The organism is Pseudomonas sp. CCI4.2 (assembly GCF_034350045.1).
Taxonomy (GTDB): Bacteria; Pseudomonadota; Gammaproteobacteria; order Pseudomonadales; family Pseudomonadaceae; genus Aquipseudomonas.
On sequence record NZ_CP133781.1, the window covers coordinates 426,717 to 440,254 of the forward strand.

Consider the following 13,538-nt stretch of genomic DNA (forward strand, 5'->3'; position numbering starts at 1 on the left):
TTAAAATGAGTTGTGACCGCGCCTACTGACAGCCACCCTCGTTCGGTCATTCTGACCGAATCAATCGACGTGGCGCGATGCGCCCGTCTTCACTCACTTCACCGATACCGATGAAGCGACCTTCATGATCTTGTACACGGACCATACCGAATTGCGGCGCGTCCGGTGCTCTGACGGGTTGACCATGCAACCAGTAGAACGAACTGTGTTCCGAAAACTGCAACAGCGGCCAATGCAACAAACCACTGTCTGATGGCATCAGGAAGCGATCAACCGCTTCATTGCCGCCATCGGCGTGTACTTGCTCCAACTCTTCCAACGTGACCGTTTGGGCCAAGCTGAAAGGTCCGGCCTGGGTACGACGCAACTCAGCAACGTAAGCACCACAACCGAGTTTTTCACCAATATCCTCAACCAATGTGCGGATATAGGTGCCTTTGGTGCAATCAACTGCGAGGCGTGCCGTGTCGGCTTCGCACTCAAGCAATTCCAGGCGCGCAATAGTAACAGAACGCGGTTCACGCTCCACCACTTCCCCGGCCCGGGCTAGCTTGTATAACGGCTGCCCGTCACGCTTGAGCGCTGAGTACATGGGCGGTATCTGACTGATTTCACCGCGGAAACTCGGTAAAACAGCTTCGATATCGGCACGACCAACGGTCACTGGACGAATTTGTAACACGTCACCTTCCGCGTCGGCAGTGGTGGTTGTTTTACCCAATTGCATTCTCGTTTCGTACGCTTTGTCCGAATCGAGCAAGTATTGGGAAAACTTGGTGGCTTCACCAAAGCACAATGGCAACACACCCGTTGCGAGCGGGTCGAGGCTGCCAGTGTGGCCAGCCTTCTCCGCGTTAAGCAGCCAACGGACCTTTTGCAAGGCGGCGTTAGAAGTGAAACCCAGCGGCTTGTCGAGCAGAATGATCCCACTGACGTTGCGGCGTATACGCTTGACCTGAGCCATTTGCGTTACTCCTTGCTGGTTTCTGGCTTGTCACTGTCTGGCGTAATGCTTTGCGGAGCGCCTTCCGGGTGCTGACCATCTTCGGCAACAGCACGCTCGATGAGCGCCGAAAGATGGGCACCACGCACGACACTTTCGTCGTAGTGGAAGTGCAGCTGCGGAACGCTGCGCAGTTTCATTTCGCGGGCCAACTGCATGCGCAGGAACCCTGCTGCCGAGTTGAGCACTTTGATGGTCTGCGCTATTTCTTCGGCGCTGTCTTGCCCCATCACGGTCATAAAAATTTTCGCATGACCGACATCGCGACTGACGTCGACGGCGGTGATAGTCACCAGGCCGACGCGCGGGTCTTTGATTTCGCGGCGGATCAACTGAGCCAGCTCGCGCTGCATCTGATCGCCAATACGTTGGGTACGGCTATATTCTTTTGCCATGTCTACTACCTGTCACCGACCTGGGGCGAAAACCCTCACGGTCTGAAAGCGGCAAACGCCCGGCCTGACAAAAGTCAGACCGGGCGTTGCGTTTAGAGCCCATGAACAACCGCCTGGCATTTGCATGCTGCGGTCGACCATGGCTCTTGAAGCTCGCGACTTAAAGGCTGCGAGCCACTTGGACCTTCTCGAAGACTTCGATCTTGTCACCGACTTTGACGTCGTTATAGCTCTTCACGCCGATACCGCATTCCATGCCGGCACGTACTTCGGAAGCGTCATCTTTAAAGCGGCGCAGGGATTCCAGCTCGCCTTCGAAGATAACGATGTCTTCACGCAGTACACGGATTGGACGGTTACGGTGAACAACACCTTCGATAACCATACAACCGGCGATCGCGCCAAACTTCGGCGAACGGAACACGTCACGCACTTCGGCGGTACCCAGGATATTTTCCCGGACGTCGCTGCCAAGCATACCGGTGAGGGCTTTCTTGACGTCTTCGATGATGTCGTAGATCACGTTGTAGTAACGCATATCCAGACCTTCCTGCTCGACTATCCTGCGAGCGCCAGCATCGGCACGCACGTTGAAGCCAAACAGTACAGCGTTGGAAGCCAATGCCAGGTTAGCGTCGCTCTCGGTGATACCACCGACACCGCCACCTACCACACGCACTTGCACTTCGTCGTTGCCCAGGCCATTCAAGGCACCGTTCAACGCTTCCAACGAACCACGGACATCAGATTTGAGGACGATATTAAGCGTCTTCTTCTCTTCCTGGCCCATGTTCTCGAAGATGTTTTCCAGCTTGCCAGCGTGAGCACGAGCCAGTTTGACTTCGCGGTACTTGCCTTGACGGAACAGAGCCACTTCACGGGCTTTCTTCTCGTCCGCCAGTACGCTGAGTTCATCACCCGCTTCCGGAGTACCGTCCAGGCCGAGAATCTCGACAGGGATGGAAGGACCGGCTTCCTTGATCGACTTGCCGTTCTCGTCGAGCATGGCGCGGATACGGCCATAGTTCGAACCGACCAGCACCATGTCGCCTTGGCGCAACGTACCGTCTTGAACCAGAACAGTTGCAACCGGACCACGACCTTTGTCGAGACGCGATTCAACTACAACGCCACGGCCGGGAGCCGATGGAGTTGCTTTCAGTTCCAGTACTTCGGCTTGCAACAAGACCGCTTCAAGCAGTTCGTCTACACCAGTACCCACTTTCGCGGACACTGAAACGAAAGGCGTGTCGCCACCCCATTCTTCAGACGTAACGCCGTAAACAGACAGCTCGCTACGGATACGATCGAGATCAGCACCCGGCTTGTCGATTTTGTTCACTGCTACAACCAACGGAACACCGGCGGCCTTGGCATGTTGAACAGCTTCGATGGTCTGCGGCATAACGCCGTCGTCCGCAGCAACAACCAGAATCACAATGTCGGTGGCCTTGGCACCACGGGCACGCATTGCAGTAAACGCAGCGTGACCAGGGGTGTCGAGGAAAGTCACCATGCCACGGTCAGTTTCGACGTGGTATGCACCGATGTGCTGGGTGATGCCGCCGGCTTCGCCCGCTGCAACCTTGGCACGACGGATGTAGTCGAGCAGCGAGGTTTTACCATGGTCAACGTGGCCCATTACGGTCACTACTGGCGCACGGGAGAACGTCTCACCTTCGAACTTCAGCGATTCGGCCAACGAATCTTCCAGGGCATTGTCGCTGACCAGTTTGACCTTGTGGCCCAACTCTTCGGCGATCAACTGGGCAGTTTCCTGATCCAGCACCTGGTTGATGGTCACCGGAGTGCCCATCTTGAACATGAACTTGATGACTTCAGCAGCCTTGACCGACATCTGTGCCGACAATTCGCCGACAGTGATGGTCTCGCCGATGGCAACGTCACGAACTACAGGGCCGGTTGGGCTCTGGAAACCGTGAGCGTTACGCTTCTTCAGCTTGGCCTTGCCACGACCGCCACGACGGAAGCTGTCGCTTTCTTCGTCGGTGGTACGAGGCGCAACACGTGGCGCAGGCGCTTTCTCTTTAACAGAGGCGCGATGCGGCGCGTTTTTACGGTCGCCATCACCGCCCGTGCTACGACGATTGTTATCGTCGGCACGTGGCTTGTCTGGACGACGCTGTTCGTCATTGCGTTTGCGAGCATCAGCAACCGGTGCAGCTGCAACCGGCGCTTCACGCACAGGCTCAGCAACAGGAGCAGGAGCGGCGGCTACGGCTGGAGTCGATTGCGCAGCAGCAGGCTGGTTACGCGAATCTTCTTCGGTACGACGCTTGGCTTCTTCTTCGGTTTTCTGACGCGCAGCGTTTTCTACAGCACGACGCTCATCAAGCTCACGCTTGCGCTCGGCTTCGATTTCTTCCGGGCTGCGTTGTACAAAGACTTTCTTCTTGCGCACTTCAACGCTGATGCTTTTGCTGCCAGCAACGCGCAGGGTGCTAGTGGTTTTGCGCTGCAAAGTGATCTTGCGCGGCTCTTCCACTTTAGCCTTGTGACCGCTTTTCAAATGCGTCAACAGGGCTTGTTTCTCTATGTCGGTCACAACTTGCTCGGCGGCGGTGTGCGGCAGACCTGCCTCACGCATCTGCTGTAACAGGCGCTCTACCGGTGTGTCGACCACTGTGGCCAGTTCTTTCACCGTGACTTGCGTCATGCACTTCTCTCCTCAGGCCGCGCCTACTTACTCGAACCAATGGGCTCGGGCGGCCATGATCAACTTGCCGGCACGAATATCGTCAATGCCGTCGATGTCGAGCAGGTCGTCAATAGACTGCTCGGCCAGGTCTTCGCGGGTAACTACGCCGCGCACCGCCAGTTCCATCGCCAAATCCTTGTCCATACCCTCAAGCGAGAGCAGGTCTTCGGCCGGATGGGCGTCTGCCAGCTTTTCCTCAGTAGCGATGGCTTTAGTCAACAACCGATCCTTGGCCCGAGCGCGAAGCTCGTTGACGGTTTCCTCGTCAAAGCCGTCGATGTTGAGCATTTCTTCCAACGGTACGTAGGCAATCTCTTCCAGGCTAGTAAAGCCTTCATCAACCAGCACCTGGGCAAGGTCTTCATCGACTTCCAGCTCTTCGATGAAGTTGCGCAAGATGTCGCCGGTCTCTGCTTGCTGCTTAGCCTGGATGTCCGATTCGGTCATGACGTTCAGGGTCCAACCAGTCAACTGGCTAGCCAAACGAACGTTCTGACCGCCGCGACCAATGGCCTGAGCCAGATTGTCAGCGCCAACGGCGATGTCCATAGCATGGGCATCTTCGTCGACGATAATCGCCGCTACTTCAGCAGGCGACATGGCGTTAATTACGAACTGCGCCGGGTTGTCGTCCCACAGCACGATATCCACACGTTCGCCGCCCAATTCGCCAGAAACAGCTTGAACGCGCGAACCACGCATGCCGATACAAGCACCTTGCGGATCGATTCGTTTGTCCTTGGAGCGAACAGCGATTTTTGCACGCGAACCTGGGTCACGAGAGGCAGCCATCACCTCGATGAGACCTTCGGAAATTTCCGGCACTTCAATCCGGAACAGCTCGATCAGCATCTCTGGCGCAGTACGCGACAAGATCAACTGTGGCCCACGGTTTTCAGTGCGGATTTCTTTAAGCAGTGCACGAACGCGAACACCTACGCGGAAGGTTTCCCGCGAAATAATGTCTTCACGCGCCAGCAATGCTTCGGCATTGTTACCCAGGTCGACGATGACATTGTCACGCGTAACCTTTTTAACGGTGCCGGAAATGATTTCGCCCAGACGCTCACGGTAGGCATCTACCACTTGAGCACGTTCGGCTTCCCGAACCTTCTGCACGATGACCTGTTTAGCAGTCTGCGCAGCGATTCGACCGAACTCGATGGAGTCGATTTTAATTTCGACTACATCACCGGCAACTGCACCCGGCTGTTTTTCCTGAGCTTGATCTACAGCCAGTTCGTGTGCCGGGTCGTCGAGATCTTCATCTTCAACAACTGTCCAGCGCCGGAACGTCTCGTAGTTACCCGTCTGGCGATTAATCTCCACACGCAGTTCAACTTCATCTTCAAAACGCTTCTTGGTAGCAGTGGCAAGAGCCAGCTCCAACGCTTCAAAAATAACACCTGCCGGAACGCCCTTTTCATTGGACACCGACTCAACAACCAGCAGTACTTCTTTGCTCATCGTACGCCTCGCCTTTCGCAAGCCATTTGGATCCGCGGGATCCGCGTCTCAGTCAAAACTGGGAATAATGTTGGCTTTGTCGATCAAGTCGATCGGCAACAAGAATTCGTGGTCCTCTACCTGCACCACGATGTCCTGCTCCTCCACCCCGCGGAGAAGGCCCTGAAAGTTGCGACGACCCTCGAAGGGTGAACGCAACTTTATTTTCACTTGATCGCCGGCGTGCAAGGCAAACTGTTCAAGAGTGAACAGAGGGCGTTCCATACCAGGAGAAGAAACTTCAAGCGTGTATTCAACGGCAATCGGATCTTCTACGTCCAAAACACCGCTGATTTGACGGCTGACAATGGCGCAGTCATCCACCAAAACGCCGCCTTCTTTATCAATATAAATACGTAACAGTGAATGGCGACCTTGAGCTGAAAACTCAATCCCCCAGCATTCATAGCCCAGGGCCACGACCACCGGGGCCACCAAGGCCTGCAACTGTTCTAGCTTGCTCGACACCTGAACCCCCTTGTGCATGCGATGCAAATAAAAAATGGGCGAAACGCCCATCCCTGAAACGCCGTCGAATAGCGGCGTTATAAACTGTCCAGCTAACAAAAAGCCCCTAAAAAGGGGCTCCGCTAAAACTGGTTGCGGGGGCCGGATTTGAACCGACGACCTTCGGGTTATGAGCCCGACGAGCTACCAGACTGCTCCACCCCGCGACAAAGCTGGGGCGGAAGTATACGACCGATCCCTTACAGGGTCAATCGAACCTCCACCTACAGGAAAGCCCGCTATTGCGGGCTTTCCTGACAATTGGTACCGAGAAGGGGACTCGAACCCCTACACCCATTGGGCACAACCACCTCAAGGTTGCGTGTCTACCAATTCCACCACCTCGGCAATACAACTTTTTGGCGACCCTGCATCAGTCGCCTGCCCTACTTATTTCTGCTGTGGCGCTTGAGGTACGTCAGCAGGAACAACTGCTGGCTTTTGCGCTTCGAGCACCGGCACATCACTTACTACCGGTTTTTTCTGTGGTACTTCCAATACCGCTGGATCTGGCAAACCTACCTGAGTCAGCTGGTGAGCTTTCTCTTTAGCAAAGTAACCTAACCCCAAGCTGGTTATGAAAAAACCAGCGGCGAGTATAGCAGTAAATTTACTGAGAAAGGTAGAGGAACCTTGGCTTCCGAATACAGTATTTGAAGCACCTGCACCGAAAGACGCACCGGCGTCCGCACCTTTGCCCTGCTGTAGCAATACCAGAGCGATAACACCCAGGGCGCCCAACAGATGAAAAACGACTACGACTGTTTCCAGCATTTTTTCAGTTTCCCGCGGCGCGACAGATCGCACCGAACTCATCTGCATTCAGGGACGCTCCACCAATGAGCCCCCCATCGATATCCGGCATGCCGAACAGTTCAGCCGCATTGGCCGCCTTCACGCTGCCGCCATAAAGAAGTCGCACACCTTGCGCGACTTCAGCATTCTCTGCCGCCAACTGCGCACGAATGGCTGCGTGCACTTCCTGCGCCTGTTGGGGCGATGCAGTCAACCCGGTGCCTATAGCCCAGACTGGCTCGTAAGCGATGACTGCATTTACAAAAGCACCGACACCCAGCTCTTCGATGATGCTACCGAGCTGACGTCCTACCACTTCAAGCGTCTTGCCCGCCTCGCGCTGTTCAAGGGTTTCCCCCACACACAGCACTGGCGTCAAACCACACGCCTGAGCAGCCGCAAACTTGCGATTAAGCAACTCGTCATGCTCGCCCATTATCTGGCGGCGCTCGGAGTGTCCGATCAACACCAACGTACAACCCGCATCAGCCAGCTGACTCGGTGCAATTTCACCGGTCAGAGCACCTTGCGATGATTCTGCCGCTGAGTTTTGCGCACCCACAGCGATTGCCTTGCCACTTAGCCCGTCAATCACTTGATTCACGTACAAAAAAGGCGGAAAAACCGCTACATCAACACCGCTCGGCAAGACCAGATTACGAAGGCCTTTGGTCAGCTCAGCGACGCTGGCGCGGGTACCGTGCATTTTCCAGTTACCGGCTACCATAATGCGACGCATGCTATACCTCGTCGGTCAAAGTGGGCGCAGATGTTACCCAACCGCAACAACACTGGCAAGCCGAAATCAGGCGCAAACTTCAGTAACCAGTTTTACCAGCTCATCCGCATATCTATGAACCATCACCTCATCGTCACCTTCAACCATTACGCGCACCAACGGCTCAGTGCCAGACTTACGCAATAGCACACGGCCACGACCTCCCATGGCGGCCGTAACGCGCTGACATGCCTCTTTGACGGCCGGATGCTCAACAGGGTCGATGTCACCGGCATAGCGCACGTTGACCAGCACCTGAGGGCACTTGCGCAACGATTGACGCGCCAGCGCCAGGCTTTCACCGCGACGACGCAAGGCCAGCAGCACTTGGAGTGCTGCAATAATCGCATCGCCCGTCGTCGTGTGCTGGAAGCAAACGATATGCCCCGAATTTTCACCACCCAACTGCCAGTTACGCTCGAGCAGCTCAGCGGTCACGTAACGGTCACCGACACTTGCACGGACGAAAGGAATATCAAGCTCGGCAAAAGCGAGTTCAACACCCAGATTGGTCATCAAGGTGCCAACCACACCACCTTGCAGTTTGCCTCGCTCCTGCAAATCACGGGCAATGATGAACAAAAGGTCATCACCTTCAACAAGCGCACCCGTGTGATCAACCATCAAGACTCGATCGCCGTCACCGTCGAAGCCGATCCCGAGATCAGCCTGTTCGGCCAGCACTGCGGCTTGCAGGTTACCCATATGGGTCGAACCACAATTGTCATTGATGTTCAGACCATTGGGTTGCGCAGACAGTACCGTGACCTGAGCGCCCAACTCGCGAAATACGTTGGGGGCGACTTTGTAGGTAGCACCGTGCGCGCAGTCGATCACCAATTTCAGGCCAGCAAAATCGGTACTGGTCGGAACGCTGCTTTTGCAAAATTCGATATAACGACCCGCGGCGTCGTTGATGCGTGACACTTTGCCAAGCTTATCCGATTCCACTACCGTCATCGGCGTGTCGAGCAGTTCCTCGATCATCATTTCTACTTCGTCTGGAAGCTTGGCGCCCAGACCGGAGAAAAACTTGATCCCGTTATCATGGTGCGGGTTGTGCGAAGCGCTGATCACGATGCCCGCTTCGGCGTGAAAGGTTCGGGTCAGATAGGCGATCGCCGGCGTAGGCATAGGCCCAAGCAGCATGACGTCTGCGCCTGCAGCAGAAAGACCGGCTTCCAGCGCTGATTCGAACATATAGCCTGAGATTCGCGTGTCTTTACCCACCAAAACCCTGCAAGCACCTAGTCGGCGAAACGCGATCCCGACAGCCCAACCGAGTTTAAGCATGAACTCCGGAGTGATCGGGAACTGACCTACTCGACCACGAATACCGTCGGTACCAAAATATTTTCTAGTCATAGATGCTCCCTCATTCTTATTCAGCCGACTCGACAGCGGCAATCATCCGCACCACGTCGATGGTTTCGGCAACATCGTGCACACGCAAAATGCGCGCACCCTTGATCATGGCCATCGCCGCCAAGGCCAAGCCACCAGAAAGTCGTTCTGTGACAGGGCGCCCAAGGGCCTGCCCGATCATGCTCTTGCGCGACACGCCGACTAACAACGGCCTTCCCAGGGCATGCAAATCTTCCATATGCTTAAACAAGCTCAGGTTGTGCTGAAGATTTTTTGCGAAGCCAAAACCCGGGTCAAGAATGATTCGCTCATGAGGAATTCCAGCCCCTGCACACTGCTCCATCCGCTCGACCAGAAAGCTCCGCACTTCAGCCATAAGGTCCTGATACCGAGGATTGTCCTGCATATCCCCCGGCTCACCGCGCATGTGCATCAGGCAAACAGGCAAACCGGTAGCAGCCGCAGCATCCAAGGCGCCGTCTCGACGCAACGAGCGGACGTCGTTGATGAGTCCGGCACCCAAGCGAGCCGTTTCCCTAATCACCGCAGGAGTGGAGGTATCGACCGATATAATCACATCCAGCTCTCGACTTATAAGTTCGACCACCGGTGCAATTCGCTCAAGCTCTTCAAGCGGGGATACCACTCGCGCGCCAGGCCGAGTGGACTCACCACCCACATCAATAAGTGTCGCACCCGCCGCGACCATTGCTTGGGCATGGCGCAACGCGGCATCGCGATGACTGAAACGACCGCCATCGGAGAAGGAGTCAGGAGTGACATTCAGGATGCCCATAACATGCGTATGGGCTAAATCAAGAACCCGATTGCCGCAAGGCAACCGGGTTGGGTACAGCGCAGAAGTCATGTCAGACCTTAGAGTTCAGCAGCAGGACCGCCGATAGGCGCTTCTGGACGCGGGTCCAGCGGAGCTACCGGAGTACCAGTACCCGAGCCGCCCTGACCCCAATCACGAGGTTCGCGAGGAGCACGACCCGCCATGATGTCGTCGATCTGTTCCGCATCGATGGTTTCATACTTCATCAACGCATCAGCCATGGCGTCCAGCTTGTCACGGTGATCGGTCAAGATCTGCTTGGCCGAGCCGTAGCACTGATCAATGATGCTACGAACTTCCGAATCGATAAGTCTCGCAGTCTCGGCTGAGACGCTAGAGTTCTGACCACCACCGCCTCGACCCAAGTACATATCATTTTCATCTTCGGCATACATCAACGGGCCTAGCTTCTCGGACAGGCCCCATTTGGTGACCATGTTCCGGGCAATTTGACTGGCCCGCATGATGTCGTTAGATGCACCGGTAGTAACACCGTCAAAACCCAACGTCATCTCTTCAGCGATACGCCCGCCATAAAGCGAACAAATCTGGCTGATCAGCGCGCGCTTGGACAGGCTGTAGCGATCTTCCTCAGGCAGGAACATCGTTACACCCAGCGCCCGACCACGAGGGATAATCGACACCTTGTAGACCGGATCATGCTCAGGCACGACTCGACCAACAATTGCGTGACCCGCTTCGTGATACGCGGTATTACGCTTTTCTTTCTCGGACATGACCATGGACTTGCGCTCGGCGCCCATCATGATCTTGTCTTTGGCCAGTTCGAACTCTTTCATCTCAACGATGCGTTTACCGGTGCGAGCAGCGAACAGCGACGCTTCGTTGACCAGGTTGGCCAAGTCAGCACCGGAGAAGCCTGGCGTACCACGGGCGATCACACCTGGGTTGACGTCTTCGCCCATGGGCACTTTACGCATGTGAACTTTGAGAATTTGTTCGCGACCGCGAATATCGGGTAGTCCAACCACAACTTGACGGTCGAAACGGCCTGGACGCAGCAAAGCCGGGTCAAGTACGTCAGGACGGTTTGTGGCAGCAATGACGATGATGCCGTCATTCACTTCAAAGCCGTCCATCTCAACCAGCAACTGGTTAAGTGTTTGTTCGCGCTCGTCATGACCACCGCCCATGCCTGCACCACGATGCCGACCGACTGCGTCGATTTCATCGATGAAGATGATGCACGGCGCATGCTTCTTGGCTTGTTCAAACATGTCACGGACACGACTTGCGCCGACACCCACGAACATTTCAACGAAATCAGAACCGGAAATGGTGAAGAACGGCACCTTGGCTTCGCCGGCGATTGCCTTGGCGAGCAAGGTTTTACCGGTACCCGGAGGTCCGACCATCAATACGCCACGAGGAATTCGTCCGCCCAGACGTTGGAACTTGCCCGGATCGCGAAGGAATTCAACCAGCTCGCCAACTTCTTCTTTGGCTTCATCGCAACCGGCAACATCGCCCAGCGTGGTCTTGACCTGATCTTCGGAGAGCAGTCGTGCCTTACTCTTACCGAAGCTCATCGGCCCGCCTTTACCGCCAGCACCACCCTGCATCTGCCGCATGAAGAACATGAAGACGGCGATGATCACCAGGATCGGGAAGCTTGCTACCAATAGCTGAGTCCAAATGCTCTGCTGCTCTGGCTGCTTACCTTCGATAACCACGTTGTTATCAACCAAGTCACCAATCAGGCCGTTGTCCTGAATTGCAGGACGAATGGTCTTGAAGGTGTCGCCATCAGCGCGTTTACCGGTGATGACGTAGCCGTCTACGGCAACCTTCTCGACCTTGCCATCCTTAACCTGCTGGATGAACTCGGAATAATTGAGGGTTTGCGGCTCGTTTGGACTGGAGAAGTTGTTCATCACTGTCACGAGGACAGCGGCGATGATCAACCACAGGATCAGATTCTTTGCCATATCGTTCAATTAGCTACCCTCTGAAGCAAGCTCCACGCAGGAGCGTGCCTCGCATGATTTCACCGGCCTAACTTACTACATTACCTGCGGGTGTTGCAGGCGCCGTCTGTAACCCTTTGTGAAACTTTGACTACACGATGTTCGTTTATGCTTCGCTGACAGGCTATTAAATAAAAGCTATCGCCTCTACATCAAAGCCGCTCATCGCTTTCAGCCCCTTTAATGCCGCGGAATCCACGACCCAACAAGTACTGCTCACGGGACCGATCACGGGAAGCCGCCGGCTTGCGCATCTGGACCTTGTCAAACACTTGGCGAACCGACTTGTGGAACACGTCGAAACCATCGCCCTGGAAAACCTTGACCAGGAAATCGCCACCTGGGCGCAAGACCCGACCAGCTAAATCAAGCGCCAACTCGCATAAAAACATCGCGCGCGGCATGTCAACAGCAGCCAGTCCACTCATATTGGGGGCCATATCGGAAATCACAAGGTCTACTTGTGTATTACCGACCGCTTCGAGGATTTGTGCCAGCACAACATCCTCGGTGAAGTCACCTTGAATAAAGGTCACATCCGGGATGCTGTCCATCTCTAGAATGTCCGAAGCGATCAAACGCCCCTGACCACCGATCAGACGACTGGTGACTTGCGACCAACCACCAGGCGCAGCACCGAGGTCGATTACGGTCATTCCCGGACGGATCAGTCGGTCCTTCTCCTGGATCTCTAGCAGCTTGTAACTGGCGCGCGAACGGTAGCCATCTTTTTGCGCCATTTTGACGTAATGGTCATCGAAGTGTTCTCTCAACCAGTTATGGCTTGTTTTGGAACGGGCCACGGGCCACCTCAAAAAATAAACGAGTCGTGATTAACTGGGCGGTCCCGGACTCGCTCGGGTAAACTGGCCGCCGCTTTTTACAAGATCAGACGCAGGGGTCAGATTATGCCGCTCACTCAAGAGCAGAAGAAACAGTACAAATCTATTGGTCACCATCTGAAACCGGTATTGACTGTGGCTGACAATGGTTTGACTGAAGGTGTTGTAGCCGAACTAGAACGCGCATTGAGCGATCACGAGCTGATTAAAATCAAGCTCAACATCCTCGACCGCGAAAGCCGCCTGGCGCTCATTGCAGAGTTATGCAAAGTCGGCAAGGCAGACCTAGTACAAATCATCGGTAAAATGGCGTTGATTTATCGCAAGAACGCCAAGGTAAACAAGCTACTGTCCAACGTACACCGCGCCGTATAACTGTATAAGAGGTCAAGGGCGTGCATTGTGCGCCCTGCCACTTTCACCCGGTATCGGCTGAATAACCAGCAGTAGACCGGACAACGCTAACACCAGGTAACTCAACAATTGCCAACGCACAGCGTCCGGCAACCATCGATACAGCACGTAATGGCTGGCTGAAGCCAAGGTCGCAATCACCAACAATTGCCCGCGCACATCAAGCCAAAGACTTGACAGGCGCTCGACCTGTACCAGCACAATCATCTGCAACGCCGCGCAAAAAGCCGCGAAACCCACCAGCAACGCTCCCGACAGATTTGCAACCTCATCAATCAGTAACGGCGCCAGCCCTGCCTGATCAAGCACCGTCAACATCGCTAGATGCAGCAGTACAAGACCGCCCACCCAGAGCGTTTGAGCGACTTGCCAGATGATTGCGCCCGCA

The 13,538-nt window shown here is 55.1% G+C and carries 13 protein-coding genes and 2 tRNA genes; 1 reads left to right on the forward strand and 14 read right to left on the reverse strand.

From position 1 onward, the window contains the following. Positions 1-46: 46 nt before the first annotated feature. The 13 genes from truB to rlmE form a co-directional block, all read right to left on the reverse strand. Positions 47-964 carry a tRNA pseudouridine(55) synthase TruB gene (gene truB, locus RHM65_RS01965; RefSeq protein ID WP_322167630.1) on the reverse strand — a complete coding sequence of 306 codons (918 nt, stop codon included), beginning with the start codon at positions 962-964 and terminating at the stop codon, positions 47-49. Between the two features lie 5 nt (positions 965-969). Continuing rightward, entirely contained in the window at positions 970-1,398 is a 429-nt protein-coding gene (gene rbfA / locus RHM65_RS01970; protein ID WP_297843241.1) for a 30S ribosome-binding factor RbfA, read from the reverse strand. 160 nt (positions 1,399-1,558) lie between these two features. Continuing rightward, a complete protein-coding gene (gene infB / locus RHM65_RS01975) occupies positions 1,559-4,075 on the reverse strand; it encodes a translation initiation factor IF-2 (RefSeq protein ID WP_322167629.1) in 2,517 nt (838 codons plus the stop codon). A gap of 27 nt (positions 4,076-4,102) precedes the next feature. Continuing rightward, positions 4,103-5,584, reverse strand: coding sequence for a transcription termination factor NusA (nusA, locus tag RHM65_RS01980; RefSeq protein ID WP_322167628.1), 1,482 nt, complete (start codon positions 5,582-5,584; stop codon positions 4,103-4,105). A 48-nt stretch (positions 5,585-5,632) separates the two neighbouring features. Continuing rightward, positions 5,633-6,091 (reverse strand): ribosome maturation factor RimP, encoded by a 459-nt coding sequence (rimP, locus tag RHM65_RS01985; RefSeq protein WP_322170719.1) that lies wholly within the window; start codon positions 6,089-6,091, stop codon positions 5,633-5,635. A gap of 129 nt (positions 6,092-6,220) precedes the next feature. Then, positions 6,221-6,297 (reverse strand) — tRNA-Met (locus tag RHM65_RS01990). Between the two features lie 95 nt (positions 6,298-6,392). Continuing rightward, positions 6,393-6,478, reverse strand: a tRNA-Leu gene (locus tag RHM65_RS01995). 42 nt (positions 6,479-6,520) lie between these two features. Further along, positions 6,521-6,904, reverse strand: coding sequence for a preprotein translocase subunit SecG (gene secG, locus RHM65_RS02000; RefSeq protein WP_322167627.1), 384 nt, complete (start codon positions 6,902-6,904; stop codon positions 6,521-6,523). Between the two features lie 4 nt (positions 6,905-6,908). Beyond that, a complete protein-coding gene (gene tpiA, locus RHM65_RS02005) occupies positions 6,909-7,664 on the reverse strand; it encodes a triose-phosphate isomerase (RefSeq protein ID WP_322167626.1) in 756 nt (251 codons plus the stop codon). Positions 7,665-7,730: 66 nt separating this feature from the next. Continuing rightward, entirely contained in the window at positions 7,731-9,068 is a 1,338-nt protein-coding gene (gene glmM / locus RHM65_RS02010) for a phosphoglucosamine mutase (protein WP_322167625.1), read from the reverse strand. 16 nt (positions 9,069-9,084) lie between these two features. Continuing rightward, on the reverse strand, positions 9,085-9,936 hold the full coding sequence (gene folP, locus RHM65_RS02015) for a dihydropteroate synthase (RefSeq protein WP_322167624.1): 852 nt from the start codon (positions 9,934-9,936) through the stop codon (positions 9,085-9,087). An 8-nt stretch (positions 9,937-9,944) separates the two neighbouring features. Further along, entirely contained in the window at positions 9,945-11,855 is a 1,911-nt protein-coding gene (gene ftsH / locus RHM65_RS02020) for an ATP-dependent zinc metalloprotease FtsH (protein ID WP_322167623.1), read from the reverse strand. A 191-nt stretch (positions 11,856-12,046) separates the two neighbouring features. Then, positions 12,047-12,697, reverse strand: coding sequence for a 23S rRNA (uridine(2552)-2'-O)-methyltransferase RlmE (rlmE, locus tag RHM65_RS02025; RefSeq protein ID WP_322167622.1), 651 nt, complete (start codon positions 12,695-12,697; stop codon positions 12,047-12,049). Positions 12,698-12,802: 105 nt separating this feature from the next. Between rlmE and RHM65_RS02030 the strand changes: the two genes are divergently transcribed. Beyond that, positions 12,803-13,111, forward strand: a complete 309-nt coding sequence (locus tag RHM65_RS02030) for a YhbY family RNA-binding protein (RefSeq protein WP_322167621.1) — start codon at positions 12,803-12,805, stop codon at positions 13,109-13,111. A gap of 12 nt (positions 13,112-13,123) precedes the next feature. Here the strand turns inward: RHM65_RS02030 and RHM65_RS02035 are convergent, their stop codons facing one another. After that, positions 13,124-13,528, reverse strand: a complete 405-nt coding sequence (locus RHM65_RS02035; protein WP_416194782.1) for an MFS transporter — start codon at positions 13,526-13,528, stop codon at positions 13,124-13,126. Positions 13,529-13,538: the final 10 nt, after the last annotated feature.